General features: G+C 66.0%; 15 protein-coding genes. 14 read left to right on the top strand and 1 reads right to left on the bottom strand.

What is annotated here, in order from left to right; translation table 11 throughout:
* Positions 1-89: 89 nt before the first annotated feature.
* Genes AB3X89_RS26850 through hpaI form a run of 7 tightly spaced genes read left to right on the top strand, consistent with a single transcriptional unit; the run spans position 90 to position 6,049 of the window.
* Positions 90-863, top strand: a complete 774-nt coding sequence (locus AB3X89_RS26850) for a fumarylacetoacetate hydrolase family protein (protein WP_368585989.1) — start codon at positions 90-92, stop codon at positions 861-863.
* Positions 860-1,615, top strand: coding sequence for a fumarylacetoacetate hydrolase family protein (locus AB3X89_RS26845; RefSeq protein ID WP_368585988.1), 756 nt, complete (start codon positions 860-862; stop codon positions 1,613-1,615). Before AB3X89_RS26850 ends, AB3X89_RS26845 begins: the two co-directional genes overlap by 4 nt.
* Positions 1,616-1,655: 40 nt before the next feature.
* Positions 1,656-3,113 (top strand): 5-carboxymethyl-2-hydroxymuconate semialdehyde dehydrogenase, encoded by a 1,458-nt coding sequence (gene hpaE, locus AB3X89_RS26840; protein ID WP_368585987.1) that lies wholly within the window; start codon positions 1,656-1,658, stop codon positions 3,111-3,113.
* 31 nt (positions 3,114-3,144) lie between these two features.
* On the top strand, positions 3,145-4,008 hold the full coding sequence (hpaD, locus tag AB3X89_RS26835) for a 3,4-dihydroxyphenylacetate 2,3-dioxygenase (RefSeq protein WP_368585986.1): 864 nt from the start codon (positions 3,145-3,147) through the stop codon (positions 4,006-4,008).
* An 18-nt stretch (positions 4,009-4,026) separates the two neighbouring features.
* A complete protein-coding gene (locus AB3X89_RS26830; protein WP_368585985.1) occupies positions 4,027-4,425 on the top strand; it encodes a 5-carboxymethyl-2-hydroxymuconate Delta-isomerase in 399 nt (132 codons plus the stop codon).
* Positions 4,426-4,431: 6 nt separating this feature from the next.
* Positions 4,432-5,235: a 2-oxo-hept-4-ene-1,7-dioate hydratase gene (hpaH, locus tag AB3X89_RS26825; RefSeq protein ID WP_368585984.1), complete on the top strand. Its 804-nt coding sequence runs from the start codon at positions 4,432-4,434 to the stop codon at positions 5,233-5,235.
* 10 nt (positions 5,236-5,245) lie between these two features.
* A complete protein-coding gene (hpaI, locus tag AB3X89_RS26820) occupies positions 5,246-6,049 on the top strand; it encodes a 4-hydroxy-2-oxoheptanedioate aldolase (RefSeq protein ID WP_368585983.1) in 804 nt (267 codons plus the stop codon).
* Positions 6,050-6,099: 50 nt separating this feature from the next.
* On the opposite strand, the gene AB3X89_RS26815 is transcribed toward hpaI, so the two are convergent.
* Positions 6,100-8,415 carry an EAL domain-containing protein gene (locus AB3X89_RS26815; RefSeq protein WP_368585982.1) on the bottom strand — a complete coding sequence of 772 codons (2,316 nt, stop codon included), beginning with the start codon at positions 8,413-8,415 and terminating at the stop codon, positions 6,100-6,102.
* 626 nt (positions 8,416-9,041) lie between these two features.
* Here AB3X89_RS26815 and bcsD point away from each other — a divergent pair.
* From bcsD to AB3X89_RS26780, 7 genes are all read left to right on the top strand, one after another.
* The gene (gene bcsD / locus AB3X89_RS26810) at positions 9,042-9,497 is read left to right on the top strand and encodes a cellulose biosynthesis protein BcsD (protein WP_368585981.1); all 456 of its coding nucleotides are present in this window, start codon (positions 9,042-9,044) and stop codon (positions 9,495-9,497) included.
* Between the two features lie 164 nt (positions 9,498-9,661).
* On the top strand, positions 9,662-10,513 hold the full coding sequence (gene bcsP / locus AB3X89_RS26805; RefSeq protein ID WP_368585980.1) for a cellulose biosynthesis protein BcsP: 852 nt from the start codon (positions 9,662-9,664) through the stop codon (positions 10,511-10,513).
* Complete coding sequence (gene bcsQ, locus AB3X89_RS26800) at positions 10,510-11,298, top strand: cellulose biosynthesis protein BcsQ (RefSeq protein ID WP_368585979.1); 789 nt, start codon at positions 10,510-10,512, stop codon at positions 11,296-11,298. Before bcsP ends, bcsQ begins: the two co-directional genes overlap by 4 nt.
* On the top strand, positions 11,295-13,502 hold the full coding sequence (gene bcsA, locus AB3X89_RS26795) for a UDP-forming cellulose synthase catalytic subunit (protein WP_368585978.1): 2,208 nt from the start codon (positions 11,295-11,297) through the stop codon (positions 13,500-13,502). Before bcsQ ends, bcsA begins: the two co-directional genes overlap by 4 nt.
* Positions 13,503-13,505: 3 nt before the next feature.
* On the top strand, positions 13,506-16,073 hold the full coding sequence (gene bcsB / locus AB3X89_RS26790; protein WP_368585977.1) for a cellulose biosynthesis cyclic di-GMP-binding regulatory protein BcsB: 2,568 nt from the start codon (positions 13,506-13,508) through the stop codon (positions 16,071-16,073).
* A 19-nt stretch (positions 16,074-16,092) separates the two neighbouring features.
* On the top strand, positions 16,093-17,280 hold the full coding sequence (gene bcsZ / locus AB3X89_RS26785; protein WP_368586042.1) for a cellulose synthase complex periplasmic endoglucanase BcsZ: 1,188 nt from the start codon (positions 16,093-16,095) through the stop codon (positions 17,278-17,280).
* Positions 17,271-18,084: tetratricopeptide repeat protein (locus tag AB3X89_RS26780; RefSeq protein ID WP_368585976.1), on the top strand; the 814-nt coding region annotated here is incomplete at its 3' end. The genes bcsZ and AB3X89_RS26780, both read left to right, overlap by 10 nt.

Here is an 18,084-nt window from a genome sequence, read left to right as displayed (position 1 = left end):
GACAGCCTATTGACCGTCAATCATATCAAGCAGGATACTACTAACATCTTAGTGTTTTCGCCGAACTTTCGCCACGAGGCTGCGAATATATGTTTGCCCTTGCCGATCATCTACTGCATCCCGAAGGCGAAGCGCTGCCTCGCGACGTCGACGCGCACGCCGCGGCCGCGTTGCTCGCGCGCGGCGTCGCGTGTCGCGCGCCGGTCAGCGGCGCGGTGTACGGAGTCCTGCTTAACGATCGCGCCGCCTTGAACGCGCTGGGCGACGCAGTGCATGCGGCACCGTACAAGGCGCCGCCGAAAGCGCCGATTCTGTATCTGAAGCCGCGCAATACGCTGGCCGGACATCGGGCGCGCGTGGTCGTGCCGGATGACGCGCTCGGCGTCGAGGTCGGCGCATCGCTCGGCATCGTGATCGGCCGGACCGCGACGCGCGTCGGCGTCGAGCGCGCGGCGGACTATATCGCTGGCTATACGCTGGTCGGCGATCTGAGCGTGCCGCACACCAACGTGTATCGGCCCAACGTACGGCTGCGCGCACGCGACGGCTTCTGCGTGATCGGACCCGCGCTCGTCGCCGCCCGCCATGTCGCCGCGCCGGATCGGCTCGACATCGCCATATCGCTGAACGGTGCCGAACCGTTTGTGGCGAGCACCGCATCGTCGGTGCGCAACGTCGCGCAATTGCTCGCCGACGTCACCGACTTCATGACGCTGAACGCGGGCGACGTGCTGACCCTGGGCGTGCGGCATGGCTCGCCTGTCGCCCATGTCGGCGATACGGCCACGCTGTCGATCGGCACGCTGCCGCCGTTGACCATCTCGTTCGTGCGCGTCGATCAACACCATGGAGAACAATCATGATGCGCGGCCGCGTCGCCTATGCGGGAGCGATTCACGAAGCGTATCCGCACGAGCAGGGTGTCCGTCTCGCCGACGGTCGCGTGCGTCGCGAGGACGAAGTGGTCTGGCTCGCGCCGATTGAAGTCGGTACGATCTTCGCGCTGGGGCTGAACTACGCGGAGCACGCGAAGGAGTTGCAGTTCAGCAAGCAGGAAGAACCGCTGGTGTTCCTGAAGGGACCGGGCACGGTACTCGGCCATCGCGGCGTCACGCGCCGCCCCGCCGACGTCACGTTCATGCACTACGAGTGCGAGCTCGCGGTCGTGATCGGGCGAACCGCGCAAAACGTCGCGCGTAAAGACGCGATGCAGCACGTGGCCGGCTACATGATCGAGAACGACTACGCGATTCGCGACTACCTCGAAAACTACTATCGCCCGAATCTGCGCGTGAAGAATCGCGACGGCGGCACGGTGCTCGGCCCCTGGTTCGTCGACGCCGCCGACATCGCCGACGTCACGCAACTCGAGCTGCGCACCTTCGTGAACGGCGCGCGTCAGCAGTGCGGCAATACGCGCGATCTCGTCACCGACATCCCCGCGCTGATCGAATACCTGAGCGGCTTCATGACGCTCGCGCCCGGCGACGTGATCCTGACCGGCACGCCCGAAGGCATCGTCAACGTCAACGCGGGCGATGAAGTCGTGTGCGAGATCGACGGCCTCGGCCGCCTCGTCAACACGATCGCATCGGACGCGGACTTCGGCCTCTGATGGACAGCAAAAACCCAGCGAACAGCAAAAGGACAACGCAATGCCGATCGACCATCTGATCAACGGCGAGATGTGCACCTCGAGTGACTATTTCGAAACCGTCAATCCAGCCACGCAGGAAGTGCTCGCCGAAGTCGCGCGCGGCGGCGCGAAAGAAGTCGATGCGGCCGTGCAAGCGGCCAAAGGCGCGTTCCCCGCCTGGGCCGCGAAACCCGCCGCGGAACGCGCGAAACTGATCCGCAAGCTCGGCGAGCTGATCACGAAGCACGTGCCGGAAATCTCGGAGACCGAAACGAAGGACACCGGTCAGACGATCTCGCAGACGCGCAAGCAACTGGTGCCACGCGCGGCCGACAACTTCAGCTATTTCGCCGAGATGTGCACGCGCGTCGACGGCCACACGTACCCGACCGAGTCGCATCTGAACTACACGCTGTTTCATCCGGTCGGTGTGTGCGCGCTGATCTCGCCGTGGAACGTGCCGTTCATGACGGCCACCTGGAAGGTCGCGCCGTGCCTCGCGTTCGGCAATACCGCCGTGCTGAAGATGAGCGAGCTGTCGCCGCTGACCGCCTCGATGCTCGGCAAGCTCGCGCTCGAAGCGGGCATTCCGGCGGGCGTGCTGAACGTCGTGCACGGCTACGGCAAGGAAGCAGGCGAACCGCTGGTCGCGCATCGCGACGTGCACGCAGTGTCGTTCACCGGGTCGACCGCGACCGGCAATCGCATCGTGCAAACCGCGGGCCTGAAGAAGTTCTCGATGGAGCTGGGCGGCAAATCGCCGTTCGTGATCTTCGACGACGCCGACTTCGAACGCGCGCTAGATGCCGCGGTGTTCATGATCTTTTCGAACAACGGCGAGCGCTGCACCGCGGGCTCGCGCATTCTCGTGCAGCGCTCCATTTACGCGCACTTCGCCGAGCGCTTTATCGAGCGCGCGAAGCGTCTGACGGTGGGCGATCCGCTCGCGGACAGCACGATCGTCGGCCCGATGATCAGCCAGGGGCATCTCGCGAAAGTACGCAGCTATATCGAGCTCGGCCCGAAGGAAGGCGCGACGCTCGCGTGCGGCGGCCTCGATGCGCCCGACTTGCCCGCCGCGTTGCGCCACGGCAATTTCGTCACGCCGACCGTGTTCGTCGACGTCGACAACCGCATGCGGATCGCTCAGGAAGAGATCTTCGGACCGGTCGCGTGCCTGATTCCGTTCGACGATGAAGCCGAGGCGATCCGTCTCGCCAACGATATTTCGTATGGTCTGTCGAGCTATATCTGGACCGAGAATACGGGCCGCGCGTTGCGCGTGGCGGCCGCCGTCGAAGCGGGCATGTGCTTTGTGAACAGCCAGAACGTGCGCGATCTGCGTCAGCCGTTTGGCGGCACCAAAGCGTCAGGTGTGGGCCGCGAAGGCGGCACGTGGAGCTATGAAGTGTTCCTCGAACCGAAGAACGTCTGCGTGTCGCTCGGCTCGCATCATATTCCGCGCTGGGGCATCTAACAGCGACATCGAAAAAACCTGGGAGACCGCGATGGGCAAACTCGCGCTGGCAGCAAAAGTCACACACGTGCCGTCGTTGTATTTATCCGAGCTCGACGGTCCGCACAAGGGTTGCCGTCAGGCCGCGATCGACGGACACCACGAAATCGGCCGACGCTGTCGCGAACTCGGCGTCGATACGATCGTCGTGTTCGACGTGCACTGGCTCGTGAATAGCGAATACCACATAAATTGCGCGCCCAAATTCGAAGGCGTGTACACGAGCAACGAGCTGCCGCATTTCATCAGGAACATGCCGTACGCGTACCCGGGCAATGTCGGGCTCGGTGAGCTGATCGCAGAAGTCGCCAACGAAATGGGCGTGAAAAGCCGCGCGCACAGCGCGACCACGCTCGAACTCGAATACGGCACGCTGGTGCCGATGCGCTATATGAACAGCGATCAGCACTTCAAGACGGTGTCGGTGGCGGGCTGGTGTATGTGGCACGACCTCGCGACCAGCGCGCGCTTCGGCTTCGCGGTGCGCAAGGCCATCGAAGAACGCTATGACGGTACCGTGGCCATTCTCGCGAGCGGCTCGCTGTCGCATCACTTCGCGAACAACGGCACCGCCGATCAGTTCTTGCACAAAGTCTGGAGCCCGTTCCTCGAACAGATGGATCGCAGCGTGGTGCGCATGTGGGAAGCCGGCGACTGGAAGACCTTCTGCGACATGCTGCCGCTCTACAACGAGAAATGCTGGGGCGAAGGCGGCATGCACGATACGGCGATGCTGCTAGGCGCGCTCGGCTGGGACCGTTACGACGGCAAGGTCGAGGTCATCACGCCTTATTTCGGCAGTTCGGGCACCGGTCAGATCAACGCGATCTTCCCGGTCACGCCGCTACCTGTCTGACACTCGCGAGGAATCGCCATGCCTCACTTGACACTCGAATACAGCGCCAACCTCGCGGATGCTCAACGGCTCGGCGAACTTTGCAAAGACCTCGCGCAGTGCCTCGACGCGCAGCGCGATAACGGCGAGCGGGTCTATCCGCTCGGCGGCATTCGCGTGCGCGCACTGCGCTGCGACCAGTACTGCATCGCCGACGGGCGTCCCGACGCCGCGTTCCTGCACGCAAACCTGAAGATCGGCGCGGGTCGCTCGGAGGCCGTCAAGAAGGCGACCGGCGACGCGCTGTTCGCGCTGATCAAGCAGTGCTTCGCCACTGAGTTCGAACGGCAGGGGCTCGCGTTGTCGCTCGAAATCAACGAGTTCAGCGAAGCGGGCACCTGGAAACACAACAATCTGCATGCGCGGCTCAAGCGCTGACACCTCATGCTAGACGAACAAACCATTCGCGACCTCGCCGCGCAACTCGATCACGCGGAAAAGACCCGCACGCAGCTGCGCCATTTTTCCGCACAGTATCCACAGATGACCGTACAGGACGGCTACGCGATTCAACGCGAGTGGGTCAAGCTGAAACTCGCCGAAGGCCACGTGATCAAGGGCAGGAAGATCGGCCTGACGTCGCGCGCGATGCAGCGCTCGTCGCAGATCGACGAACCCGACTACGCGCCGCTGCTCGACAGCATGTTCATCGACAGCGGCCAGGACATTCGCGCGGATCGCTTCATCGCGCCGCGCGTCGAGGTGGAACTCGCGTTCGTGCTGAACAAACCGTTGAAGGGCCCAGGCGTCACGCTGTTCGATGTGCTCGACGCGACCGCCTATGTAACGCCGGCCATCGAAATCATCGACGCCCGAATCGAGCAGTTCGATCGCGAAACGCGCGCGCCGCGCAAGGTCTACGACACGATCTCCGACTTCGCCGCCAACGCGGGCGTCGTGCTCGGCGGCAGGCCCGTGCGTCCGCTCGAGGTCGACCTGCGCTGGGTCGGCGCGCTGCTGTACAAGAACGGCGCGGTCGAGGAAAGCGGGCTCGCGGCGGCGGTGCTCAACCATCCGGCCACCGGCGTCGCGTGGCTCGCCAACAAGATTGCTCCGTACGATGAATCACTGAACGCGGGCGACGTCATCCTGAGCGGCTCATTCACGAGCCCGATTCCGGCCCGCGCGGGCGACACGTTCCACGTCGACTATGGCCCGCTCGGCGGCATCGGTTTGAACTTCATCTGAGAGCAACGACATGTCCTTGCCGACCAACCCCTTCAAACGCGCGCTCGCCGACGGCAAGCCGCAGTTCGGCTTGTGGGCCGCGCTCGCCGACGCCTACGTGACCGAGCTGCTCGCCACCGCCGGTTTCGACTGGCTGCTGATCGACAACGAGCACGCGCCGAACGACGTGCGCAGCACGCTGTCGCAGCTGCAGGCGGTCGCTGCGTATCCGTCGCATCCGGTCGTGCGGCCGGTGAAAAGCGACGCCGCGCTGATCAAGCAGTTGCTCGACATCGGCGCGCAAACGCTGCTGCTGCCGATGATCGACACGGCCGCGCAGGCGCTCGATGCGGTCGCGGCCACGCGTTATCCGCCGCAGGGTATCCGCGGCGTCGGCAGCGCGCTCGCGCGTGCGTCGCGCTGGAATCGTGTGCCCGACTATCTGAACACCGCTGCCGACGAACTATGCATGATCGTGCAGGCGGAGACCGTGCAGAGCCTCGACAATCTCGCGGAGATCGCGCGCGTGGATGGCGTCGATGGCGTGTTTTTCGGGCCGTCGGATCTGAGCGCGTCGATGGGATTGCTCGGCAAACCGGGCGACGCACGCGTGCGCGACGCGATTCGCCGCGGCATCGAAACCGTGCGCGGCGCCGGCAAGGCGGCGGGCGTGCTCGCACCTGATCCCGCGCTGGCGGCCGAATATCTGGCAGCGGGCGCGAGCTTCGTCGCGGTGGGCACGGACACCGGCTTGCTGAGCCGCGCGGCCGCGGAGCTCGCCGCGTCGTACAAGAACACGGCGGCGATGGCACCGCGGGTCAACGGCGGATATTGACGCAACGCTAGCCGCGGGCCGCCCCACCCGCCCGCGCTCGCGGCCTTCCCCTACTCCCCCGCCGGCCAGGGCAAGCCTCGCGCCGACCAATCCAGCTCGACCCCCATCACACAGCGCCCGCTCGCCAAATGCACGGCCAGGGTCACCGCGATGCACGGTCGCCCGCTCGCGAGCGACAGATACGGATTACTGGTGATCGCCTCGCCGGGCAGCAGCACCGCATTGCGGAAGTACGGCCGATGATCCCAGCGCGCATCGCGCGGATTCGCGACCGGCTGCAGCGACGCGGCGTCCTTGCACCATGCCGGCCCGCGCACCTCGTGACCGATCTGGCGGCCGGTATCGTCGAGAAGGAAGCAGCTGATGCAGCGCTTGAAGGTCGCGAGCAGCGCGAACGCGTCGTCCATCGTGACGCCGGCGCGCAAGCCGTCGGCCGCGCGCCGCAGTTCGACCCGGTACGGCTCCAGCTCGGATTCGAACAACGCATACTGATGCGCGCGGCCCTGCGCGATCACGTCGAATGCATCGTCGATCTGGCGGTGCACCGACTCGGGCGGCGCGATCTCGACAGCGGGCCGGCCGAGCAGATAGCCCTGCGCGAAATCGACATTCGACTCGACCGCGAGAATCAGCTCGTCGGTCGTCTCGACACCTTCGACGACCACTAGCATCCCCGCCTGATGCAGCAGCGACACGAGCTTCGGCAGGATCGGCTGCTGGGTGCCGTGCGTGGTCGCGCGAATCAGCTCGCCGTCGAGCTTCACGATGTCCGGCCGGATCCGCAGCAGCCGGTCGAGGTTCGACTGGCCCGCGCCGAAGTCGTCGACTGCGATCAGGAAGCCGTGCTGGCGATAGCGCGCCGCCGCGCGCGACATCTCGTCGACGCTGCCGCCATGCGATTCGAGGATCTCCAGAATCACGCGCTCGGGTTCGAGCCCCGCGGCGCGCACGATTTTCGTCAACTGATCGGCATAGCCGTCGGCGACGAAGGTGGACGGCAAGATGTTCAGGAACAGCCAGGCATCACCGGGCAGCGCGCGGCGCGCGTTGCCGAGATGGACCGCGTGGCTCGCGCGGTCGAGCGCGCCTTCGTCGCTCGACGGCTTCGGCGCGAACATCACGACCGGCGGCACCAGCGTGCCGTCGTCGTGCTCGCCGCGCAGCAGCGCCTCGAAGCCGACCTGCTTCTGATGCGACAGGCTGTAGAGCGGCTGAAAGTGCGAGATCAGATAGAAGTCTTCCCAGCGGTAACGCGGCGCAAGCACGTCGTCGAACGGCGGCTGCAGCGCGTCGAACGGCCGCGCGCGCTCGGCGCAGACACGGTTGCGGCCCGTCTGCTTCGCGCGCAGCAACGCTTCGTCGGCGCGATCGAGCAGCACCATGAAGCTTTCGCCGCGCCGGTGCTCGGCCACGCCGAAGCTCGCGGTCAGATTGCCGTCCGGCCGTTCGATCGCGGCGATGTCGAGGCGCAGCCGCTCGGCGAATTGCAGCGCGCCGGTGAGGTCGTCGTCGATCAGCAGCGCGAACTCTTCGCCGCCGATGCGGCTCACGCTGTGGTAGAGCGCGACCGCGTCCTTGAGCACCTGCGCGACCTGAAACAGCGCGTGGTCGCCGACCGCATGGCCGAAGCGGTCGTTGAGCGACTTGAAGCTGTCGATGTCGAGAAAGATCGCGCTGATCCGCGCGCCCGGCGCCAGCGTCTCGAGTCGTCCCTCGGCGTGCTTGACGAACGAGCGGCGGTTTTGCAGGCCGGTCAGCGAATCGGTTGCGGCGAGTTGCGCGAGCTGGCTTTCGAGCAGAAAGTGATTGCGCCGGAAATGGTAGAAGGCGAAATGGAACACCGCCGTCGTCGGCGCGCCGATCGCGATGACCCACGTCCACACGGCCACGTCGACCTCGGGCGCATGAGTTTTGCCGCGCAGCAGCGCGATGGCCACCGCGTAAAACAGCGCGCTGCCGGTGGCGAAATGCGCGGGCGTGAGCCATATCGGCGCCGCGCAGATCGGTATCACGACGAACGCGGGCAACAGCCACGGCAACGGATTTGCAAGGCCTTGCGCATTCAGCACGAGCCCGCCGATCAGCACCAGCTCGTATGCGACGCAAATCGCGCCGAACAGCGCCGTCGATTTCGTGCACGGGATCGCCAGTACCAGCAGAGCAAGCACGACCGCGCACAGTAGCCGGTACACGAGCGGCGCGGACGGTGCGCTGACCAGTTCGCGCGCCGCCACCATGGACAGGAACGCCAGCACCGTGAAGCCCAGCTTCATGAGGGCAAGCGGCCGCTGATGCTCGAGCGAGCGCCGGTGAAAGCGCTCACGCATACTCGGCTGGGACAGGTGCTGCGTTGGGATGGCAGACATAGAGGCTGATCAGGCTGGGTTTCCGGTCACTCCGCCAATGGTTATCGGCAAACGTTCGATAAACATTTATGGCTAACGTGAAACGACGCATGAATTGCTATGCGCTCGACTACACCGCCATCACTCGATCGCGCCCCGCCGCTTTGGCCGCCTACCCATTGCGAATTATTTTGAATCGAAGCTCGTGCTCGGCCATTGCCAAGAAGCGACGATAACTTTCATTACGGTTTCAGGCAATTGCGCAATGCTATTCGCGCGATTTACCACCCGCCAAATGCATCATTTAGAGCGTTAAGCTCAAAGCGTGCCGGAATTGTCGGCGAATGCGACTATTGCTGCGCAAGCTTTTTGTGCGCGAAGCACAAGCAAACGTTTCAATTTTTATTGAAGCAGCAAAAATTACGTAATTCATGTGTCTCGAATGCGCATCAATAAACGCATAAGCTGAGCAACGGAATGTGGCTAAAAGCCAGTGTCTTAAGTAGACTTCTGACGAGTGTGCCGCAATGCAGACAATCGGGCAGAAATGACGTAAATGGCGCGGCACGCGATTGCCGAACGACTCCGCTGCTCAATTGCTCAAACGTTTGCGAATGAGCAACAGCTAGCGACCACTTCCGGAAAACATGGTCTCAATCCTCGACTATCTGCTTGAACGCCAGATCTCACCGCAATGGCGCGGCATGCTGAGCGCACTGGCGAGCGAGTTCGAGGCGCAAATCGGACGCGACGAATTGCGTCAGCTGATGCATCGCGTCGGCAATCGTTTCGCGCTCGCGCATCCGCTGCCCGCCTGCGAATCGACGGCGGAACTCGAGCAGGTGTTGAACTCTTACTGGCATCAGATGGATTGGGGATACGTCGCACTCGCCGATGAGGCCGAGTCGCTGCGCATCATTCATTATTGCGCGCCGCTGCCGGCCTTCGGCGAAGCGGCGCTCGCCTGGACGCCGGCGTTTCTCGAAGGCGCCTATCAGACCTGGTTGAGCGCGTTGGGCGCGCAGGGTTTGTCGGTCGTGCAGACGAGCGCGTTCGGCGAGGACAGCTCGCTCGAATTCCGCCTCGGCCGTCATCCGGCCTGAGCATCAGCAGAACGACATACCAGGTTCAAGACAGTGCGGTAGTAATGCAAGAAATGTGCGACGTCGATACAGCCGACGCGTGGAAGCAGGGAAGGCAGTTCAAATAACAGCGCTCCGAGGACTCGGCTCGGGGCAATGCACGGTATGTACCGGACGGCGGCATCATGAGTTCATCGAACGACATCGAAAAACTGTTCGAGCAATTCGGCGGCGACGCCAATGCGTACCAGGAGATCGGTCGCGAGAACGACGCGCGCACCGCGCGCACCCGTTGGCCGCTGCTCGTCACGCTCGATCTGACGCAACCGGCGATTCCGGCGATCGGCCAGCTTCGCGACCCGAAACAGCAGCCGCCGGCGAGCGTGGCGCCACGGCCCGTCGCCGTCCATGAGGACACGACGCCGAAGGACATGGCATCGGTGACGCGGGCGAAGGCGCCGCTCTTCACGCGCCCTCACCGGCGTGACATTCCTCCTGTGCCGGTGAGTCCCGCGCAGCCGGCGGCGCCGAGTGGCGCGTCGCGCTTCCGTACCGCTGACGAAACCGACGAGGCTGCCGCGCCGGGCGTGCCGGCTGCCGCCCCATCCGCGCCTATCGCGCCTATCGCGCCTAACGCGCCTAACGCGCCTATCGCGCCTATCGCGCCGATCCCGCCGGTCTCCGCACCGGCTCTGGCAGCGTCGCAAACCTCGATTCCACCGAGAGCTGACGCATGGGTCGCACCCAGCGTCAGCGCCGCACCGGTAGCGCCGTTGCAACCGCTACAGGCCACGCAACCCACCTACACCGCCCCGCCCGCGCATCCGGCCCAGCCACCGTCGATCCTCGGCAAGATGTTCGCCGCGCAGAACCCATCCACGCGGCCGCAAGCTGCCGTGCCCGCGCCCCAGCCCACGTCGCTGAACTCGCTCTTCGACCGTCTGCGCGGCACGCCCGTGCAAGGCGCCCAGCCACCCGCCGGCCCCGCGCGCGGCGGCTTCCCGTCGTGGCTCACCAACGGTCCGCGTCGGCCATGAAAGTCATTGCCGTGGTATCCGCCAAAGGCGGGGTCGGCAAGACCACCCTCGCCGCCAACCTCGCCTCCGTGCTGGCCAACAGCGGCCGGCGCGTGATCGCGCTCGATCTCGATCCGCAGAACGCCTTGCGTCTGCACTTCGGGGTGCCGCTCGACAGCGTCGACGGCGTGTCGCGTGCAACGCTCTCCGGCAACCCGTGGCAAACGGTGATGTTCGACGGCATCGACGGCGTGACCGTGCTGCCGTACGGCGCGCTGCTGGAAGATGACCGCCGCCGCCTCGAGGCGCATATCGACCAGCATCCGCAATGGCTCGCGCAGTCGTTGCAGAACCTGCGGCTCGATGCGTCCGACATCGTCATCATCGACACGCCGCCCGGCTCGTCGGTCTACGCGCGAACCGCGCTGAGCGCGGCCACCTTCGCGCTGAACATCGTGCTCGCCGACGCCGCGTCGTACGCGGCGATCCCGCACATGGAGCGGCTGATCGAAACCTACGCGGCGCCGCGTGCGGACTTCGGCGGCGTCGGCTACGTGGTCAACCAGATCGACCAGTCGCGCCAGCTGACCAAGGACGTGCTGAAGGTGTTGCGCCAGATGCTCGCCGGCAAGGTGTTCCCCGGCGTGATCCATCTCGACGAAGGCGTCAGCGAAGCGCTCGCCTGCGACACGACGCTGATCCACTACGATCCGCTGAGTCAGGCCGCCGCCGATTTGCGCGCGTGCGGCGCGTGGCTCATGGCGGCGCTCGACGCGATCGCCGCCCAGCCGAGGAACGTCGCATGAGCAGCCCAGCCTCCTCCCGCGAACCCGAGGGCGGCGAGCCTTCACGGTTCGAGCGCTTCATCGAAGCGAACTTCTGGAACAGCCGCATCGTCACCGGACTCGTCACGCTGCTCGCGCTGTACATGCTGTACTTCGTGTTCACGGTGCCGCTCGAGTTCTATCAGCAGCTGACCTTCGCGACGCTGTGCTTCGTGCTCGCGCTGATGTTTCGCCGTCTGCCCGGCCGCTACGCGACGATGGTCATGATCATGCTGTCGATCGTCGCGTCGGGCCGCTACATGTACTGGCGTCTGACCGAAACGACCGCCTGGGAGCGGCCGCTCGACGCCGCCTGGGGTTTGCTGCTCGTCTCCGCCGAGCTCTACGCGACGCTCGTGCTGATGCTCGGCTACTTCCAGACCGCGTGGCCGCTCAAGCGCAAGCCGATGCCGCTGCCCGCCAATCGCGACGAGTGGCCGACCGTCGACGTATTCATCCCGACCTACAACGAGCCGCTCGCGGTCGTGAAGCCGACCGTCTACGCGGCGCTCGCGCTCGACTATCCGGCCGACAAGATGTCGATCCATGTGCTCGACGACGGCCGCCGCCCCGAGTTCAAGGCGTTCTGCGAGGAAGTCGGCGTGAACTGGACGATCCGCACGAACAACCGTCACGCGAAGGCCGGCAACATCAACGAGGCGATGAAGATCACGACCGGCGAGTACCTCGCAATCTTCGACTGCGATCACATCCCGACCCGCTCGTTTCTGCAGATCGGCCTCGGCTGGTTCCTGCGCGACAAGCTGCTGTCGATGCTGCAAACGCCGCACCACTTCTTCTCCCCCGACCCGTTCGAGCGCAACCTCGGCACGTTCCGCAAGGTGCCGAACGAAGGCGAACTGTTCTACGGCCTCGTGCAGGACGGCAACGATCTGTGGAACGCGACGTTCTTCTGCGGCTCGTGCGCGCTGTTGCGCCGGAACATGGTCGAAGAGATCGGCGGCATCGCGGTGGAAACCGTGACCGAGGACGCGCACACCGCACTGAAGCTGCACCGCCTCGGCTACACCACCGCGTATCTGGCGATTCCGCAGGCCGCCGGCCTCGCGACCGAAAGCCTGTCGGGCCACATCGGCCAGCGCATCCGCTGGGCGCGCGGCATGACGCAGATCTTCCGCATCGACAATCCGCTCACCGGCAAGGGGCTGAAGATCGGCCAGCGCCTGTGCTATCTGAACGCGATGATGCACTTCTTCTACGGCGTGCCGCGTCTCGTGTTCCTGACCGCGCCGCTGTCGTACCTGTTCTTCGGCGCGCATGTGATCGAAGCGGCGGCTAGCACGATCGCGATCTACGCGCTGCCGCACATGATGCACGCGAGCATCACGAACTCGCGGATGCAGCGGATGTTCCGCCATTCGTTCTGGGCCGAGGTGTACGAGTCGGTGCTAGCGTCGTACATCACCGCGCCGACGCTGCTCGCGCTGATCAATCCGAAGCTCGGCAAGTTCAACGTGACGGCCAAGGGCGGCGTGATCGAGAAGAGCTACTTCGACTGGTCGATCTCGCGGCCGTACCTGTTTTTGCTGCTGCTGAACCTGCTCGGCTTCCTCGTGGGTCTCGTGCACATCTATCTGAACTGGCACGTGCGCAGCATCGTCGAGACCACGCTGCTCAATCTCGCGTGGACCAGCTACAACATGCTGATCCTCGGCGCGAGCGTGGCCGCCGCGAGCGAGCGCCGCCAGATCCGCGCGGTGCCCCGCGTCGCGATGAAGATGCCGGTGATGCTGAAGTTCTCGACCGGCCGCACGCTCGCGTGCGAAACGATCGACTACTCGGAAGGCGGCGTCGGTGTCGCGCTGCCCGGCAAGATCGAAGTGCCGATGCAGGAGCCCGTGACCGTGTCGCTGTTTCGCGGCGACGAAGAGTACGCGTTTCCCGCCACCGTCAGTTTTACCGAGCCGGGCCGCGTGGGCCTGCGCTTTTCGTCGATGTCGCCCGAACAGGAGTACGAGTTCGTGAAGACCACCTTCGCCCGCGCGGACGCGTGGACCGGCTGGGCCGAGGGACGCGAGACGGACACGCCGCTGCGCGGCCTGTCGCATGTGCTGAGGGTCGGCGTGCGCGGCATCGCGGGTCTGTTCGAGCATCTATACGACGACTTGCGCAGTTCGATCAAAAGCCGTCCCGCGGACGTCAAGAAGCTAAAAACGAAAGATTGATCTATGGGCTACCGGATGCCGAACGACAAGATCGAACACCCGGCTCACGGGCGCAACAGCACTGGACCCCAATCGCGTCTGTTCGCCCTCCACGGCTCGCGACACTCGCGGCGAATCATGCGAGGCGTCGCCTGCTGGCTTGCGCTGCAGACCGCGCTGGCGTCGTTCGTGCCGCTCGCTTACGCGGCTGCACCGGCTGCCGCCCCGGCATCCAAGCCGGCCCCGGCAGCCGCCGCAACCGCCGGCGCGGCGCAAAGCCCGCAAGTCGCGACCGGTGTCGGCAACGTGCCCGCGCCGAGCGCGGCGGTGCCGTTCGATCCGAACGCGATCGCCCAGGACCAGCTCGCCACGCCGACGCCCGCGCTCGCGGCCTCGTCGGTGAAGGCGCTCGGCATGCGCACGCCGACCACCGCCGAGCCCGGCACGCTGGTGCCCGGAGGCCGCCGTCAAACGCTAACGTTTGCGGACTTCGGCGCGCTCGACCCGCTGCAACTGCGCGGCGTCGACGGCCAGAACGGCATTGCGTTCTCGGTGCGCGGCGACGAAGTCGTGACCGGCGCGACGCTGCATCTGATCTACAGCTATTCGCCCGCGCTGCTGGCGAACCTGTCGCAACTGAAGGTCCTGATCAACGGCGAGGTCGCCGCCACGCTGCCGCTGCCGCACGAGCAGGCCGGCATGCTGGTCGCGCGCGACATCACGATCGATCCGCGCTTCATCACCGACTTCAATCACCTGAACCTGCAACTGATCGGCCACTACACGACGGCCTGCGAAGACCCCGCGAACTCGTCGCTGTGGGCGACGATCAGCAACGCGAGCTCGCTCGACCTGAGCTACGCGTCGCTCCCGACGAAGGCGGAACTGGCCGCGCTGCCGCAGCCGTTCTTCGACCGCCGCGACGTGCGCCGCCTCGAACTGCCGTTCGTGTTCGCGCAGAAACCCGGCAACGGCACGCTCGAAGCCGCGGGCATCGTCGCGTCGTGGTTCGGCTCGCTCGCCGGCTATCGCGGCGCGCTGTTTCCGACCCAGCTCGACAGCCCGCCGCTGTCGGGCAACGCGGTCGTGTTCGCGACCAGCGACCAGCATCCAGCCGGCGTGACGATTCCCGAGATTACCGGGCCGACCATCGCGGTGGTCGAGCGCGACGCGAACGCGCGCGGCAAGCTGCTGCTCGTGCTCGGCCGCGACGAGGCCGAGCTGAAGACCGCCGCGAAGTCGCTCGGCATCGGCCATAGCACGCTGTCCGGCGCGAGCGCGACGATCACGTCGCTGAACGCGATCACGCCGCGCGTGCCGTACGACGCGCCGAACTGGCTGGCGACCGACCGCGCGGTGCGCTTCGGCGAACTCGCCGATCCGAAAGACCTGACCGTGTTCGGCTACGACGCCGACGCGGTGCGCATCAACATGCGTGTGGCGCCCGATCTGTTCATGTGGCACACGCGCGGCGCGCCGATCAACCTGCGCTACCGCTACACGGTGCGGCCGGCGCGCGACCGCTCGTCGCTGAACATCAGCGTGAACAACGGCTTCGTGCAGGCGCTGCCGATTCCGGCACGCTCGACCTCGGTGTTCGAGATGAGCCGCTACTTCAACCTGATCATGCCCGACGGCACCGCCGACGCGCGCCGCAACATCCGCATCCCGCCGCTCTTGATGACGCCGCGCACACAGCTGCGCCTGCACTTCTACTACGACATCCCGAACACCGGCGAATGCGCGGGCCGCCTGCTGCAGAACGTGGTCGGCGCGATCGATCCGAACTCGACGATCGACCTGTCGTCGTTCCCGCACTACATGGCGCTGCCCGACCTGGCCGCGTTCGCCAACAGCGGCTTCCCGTTCACGCGGATGGCGGATCTGTCCGAGACCGCCGTCGTGCTGCCGGACGACCCGGACCCGAGCGACTACAGCCTGTATCTGCTGACGATGGGCCGGATGGGCGAATCGACCGGCTTTCCGGTCGCCGGGGTGACCGTCACCCACGCGGCCGACGTCGACCACTTCGCGGACAAGGACCTGCTGGTGTTCGGCGCGCCCGGCAAGCAGCCGCTGTTGCAGCGCTGGTCGAAGTCGATGCCGTTCTCCAGTAACGGCGACGCGCACACGTTCCAGCTCACCGACCTCGTGTTCAAGCTGCGCGACTGGTGGCATGGCGAGCGCGGCGTCGAGCGCACACCCGCGCGCGCCGATCTGACGATGGTCAGCTCGAGCGGCGCCGCGCTGCTGACCGGCTTCGAGTCGCCGCTGCAGAGCGGCCGCAGCGCGGTTGCGCTGATCAGCGCGGCCGGTCCGTCGGACGCCGACCTGTCCGTGGCGCTGCTCGACGCCGACGTGCTGCCGAAGATTCAAGGCGCGATGGCCGTGATCCATGGCCGCGACGTCACCATCACGTCGAACGGCTCCGCATACTATGTCGGCCATTTGTCGCCGCAGGAGTATCTGCGCTGGGCGCTGTCGTCGCATCCGCTGCTGCTGTTGTTCGGCGGCGTGCTCGCCGCGCTGATCATCGCGGGCCTGTGCTACCGGACGCTGCGCGCGCTTGCCGCGCGTCGACTGAAGGACTGATGGAACGGATATGACTCGTATGCGGTTCCGGATCGACAGAAGGACCTCTTTTGCGCTGGCGCTCGGTATCGGCATCGCGGCGTCGGCGAGTCTTGCGGCTTCGAGCGGCACCGCGCAGGCCGCGCAGAACGCCGCCGCCTGCGGCGACTGGAGCGCGTGGCGAACCTTCGTGCAACGTTTCGTGCAGGCCGACGGCCGCGTGATCGACTACTCGACACCGACCCAGCAGACCACCTCGGAAGGCCAGTCCTACGCGCTCTTTTTCGCGCTGGTCGCCAACGACCGCGCGACCTTCGACAAGCTGCTCGGCTGGACCCGCGCGAATCTCGCGGGCGATCAGTTCGATCCGCAGAACCTGCGCCTGCCCGCATGGCAATGGGGCAAAAAGCCGGACGGCTCGTACGGTGTGCTCGATCCGAATTCGGCATCGGATTCCGATCTCTGGATCGCCTATGACCTGCTGCAAGCCGGCCGCCTGTGGCACAACCCCGCCTACACGCAGCTCGGTCAGGCACTCGCCGAGCGCATCGCGCACGACGAAGTCGCGAACCTGTCCGGTCTCGGGCCGATGCTGCTGCCGGGCGCGCAGGGTTTCAGGAACAGCAGCGTCACGCGTCTGAATCCGAGCTATCTGCCGCTGCCGGTGCTGCGCGCGCTCGCCCACGAGGTGCCGGACGGCCCGTGGGCCAAGCTCGCCGACAACGCCTATCAGTTCGTCAAAACCGTCTCGCCGCAAGGCTTCGCGCCCGACTGGGCGGCGTGGCAGAACGGCCGGTTCGCGGTCGATCCGAAGAACGGCGATGTCGGCAGCTACGACGCGATTCGCGTCTATCTGTGGGCCGGCCTCGCGTCGCCCGCCGATCCGCTCGCGAAGCCGTGGCTCGGCGCGCTCGGCGGCATGCGCGCGAAGGTCGCGCAGAACGGTTTCCCGCCGGAGAAGGTGTCGTCGACCACCGGCGCGTCGAGCGGCGAAGGCCCGCTCAGCTACTGGGGCGCGCTCGCGCCGTACTTCAAGACGCTGGGCGACGAGCATGGCCTCGGACTCGCGCGCACGCGGCTCGCCGCGCTCGACGCGAGCGTGCCGGGCCGCGAACCGGTGTACTACGATCGTGTGCTGGGTCTGTTCGGCACGGGGTTCATCGATGGCCGCTACCGCTTCGATGAAGCCGGCAGCCTCGTGCCCGCCTGGAGGGCCGGATGCGAGTGAACGCTCTCGCCGTGTCGCTGCGCATCGCGCTGTCCGTCGGCGTGGTCTACTGCGCGGCCGCGACCGCGCCCGATGCGCTCGCGCAGGCGAGCAAAGATCCGCTGAGCATGCTGATCGATCAGGGCAAGTACTGGCAGTCGCATCAGCGCGGCGATCTCGCCGAGCAAGCGTGGCAGAAGGTGCTCAGCATCGATCCGAAGCAGCCCGACGCGCTGTTCGGCATGGGCATGGTGCTGGCCGACCGCAAGGACGGCGCCGGCGCGCAGCAATACCTCGCGCGGCTGAAGGCGGCCGCGCCGAACTATCCGAATCTCGATGAGCTCGGCCGCCGGCTGGGCCAGGCCAGCCCGCGCGATCAGACGATCGACGAAGCGCGCCGGCTCGCGCAAGCCGGCCAAAGCGCGAGCGCGGTGCAGGAGTATCAGCGCGCGCTGACCGGCAAGCCCGCCACGCCGCAGTTGCAGCTCGAGTATTACCAGGCGCTCTCGGCGACGCCGCAGGGCTGGGACGAAGCGCGCCGCGGCCTCGAACAGCTCGCGCACGACAACCCGAACGACCCGCGCTTCGCACTCGCGTACGCGCAGCATCTGACCTATCGCGACGTCACGCGGCGCGACGGTATCGCGCGGCTGCAGAAGCTCGCGGGGGACACCTCGGTCGGCGCGGCGGCGAAAAAGAGCTGGCGCCAGGCGCTGCTGTGGCTCGACGCGCGGCCCTCCGACGCCGCGCTGTACGAATCGTTTTTCCAGACCGCCGGTGAAGATGCCGCGGTAAAGGCGCGCTACGAATCGATGGTGCAGCAGG

This window comes from Paraburkholderia sp. BR14320 (assembly GCF_040948665.1).
GTDB lineage: Bacteria > Pseudomonadota > Gammaproteobacteria > Burkholderiales > Burkholderiaceae > Paraburkholderia > Paraburkholderia youngii.
The sequence above is the reverse complement of the archived record's forward strand: the minus strand, read 5'-3'. Positions and strand labels throughout refer to the sequence as shown.

Bases quoted from the DNA above. Each gene is read 5' to 3' on its own strand.
- bcsD (WP_368585981.1), top strand. From the start codon at position 9,042: ATGGTCTCAATCCTCGACTATCTGCTTGAACGCCAGATCTCACCGCAA.
- hpaH (WP_368585984.1), top strand. From the start codon at position 4,432: ATGCTAGACGAACAAACCATTCGCGACCTCGCCGCGCAACTCGATCAC.
- bcsA (WP_368585978.1), top strand. From the start codon at position 11,295: ATGAGCAGCCCAGCCTCCTCCCGCGAACCCGAGGGCGGCGAGCCTTCA.
- AB3X89_RS26815 (WP_368585982.1), bottom strand. From the start codon at position 8,415: ATGTCTGCCATCCCAACGCAGCACCTGTCCCAGCCGAGTATGCGTGAG.
- bcsZ (WP_368586042.1), top strand. From the start codon at position 16,093: ATGCGGTTCCGGATCGACAGAAGGACCTCTTTTGCGCTGGCGCTCGGT.
- AB3X89_RS26850 (WP_368585989.1), top strand. From the start codon at position 90: ATGTTTGCCCTTGCCGATCATCTACTGCATCCCGAAGGCGAAGCGCTG.
- bcsB (WP_368585977.1), top strand. From the start codon at position 13,506: ATGGGCTACCGGATGCCGAACGACAAGATCGAACACCCGGCTCACGGG.
- bcsQ (WP_368585979.1), top strand. From the start codon at position 10,510: ATGAAAGTCATTGCCGTGGTATCCGCCAAAGGCGGGGTCGGCAAGACC.
- AB3X89_RS26830 (WP_368585985.1), top strand. From the start codon at position 4,027: ATGCCTCACTTGACACTCGAATACAGCGCCAACCTCGCGGATGCTCAA.
- hpaE (WP_368585987.1), top strand. From the start codon at position 1,656: ATGCCGATCGACCATCTGATCAACGGCGAGATGTGCACCTCGAGTGAC.
- hpaI (WP_368585983.1), top strand. From the start codon at position 5,246: ATGTCCTTGCCGACCAACCCCTTCAAACGCGCGCTCGCCGACGGCAAG.
- hpaD (WP_368585986.1), top strand. From the start codon at position 3,145: ATGGGCAAACTCGCGCTGGCAGCAAAAGTCACACACGTGCCGTCGTTG.
- AB3X89_RS26845 (WP_368585988.1), top strand. From the start codon at position 860: ATGATGCGCGGCCGCGTCGCCTATGCGGGAGCGATTCACGAAGCGTAT.
- bcsP (WP_368585980.1), top strand. From the start codon at position 9,662: ATGAGTTCATCGAACGACATCGAAAAACTGTTCGAGCAATTCGGCGGC.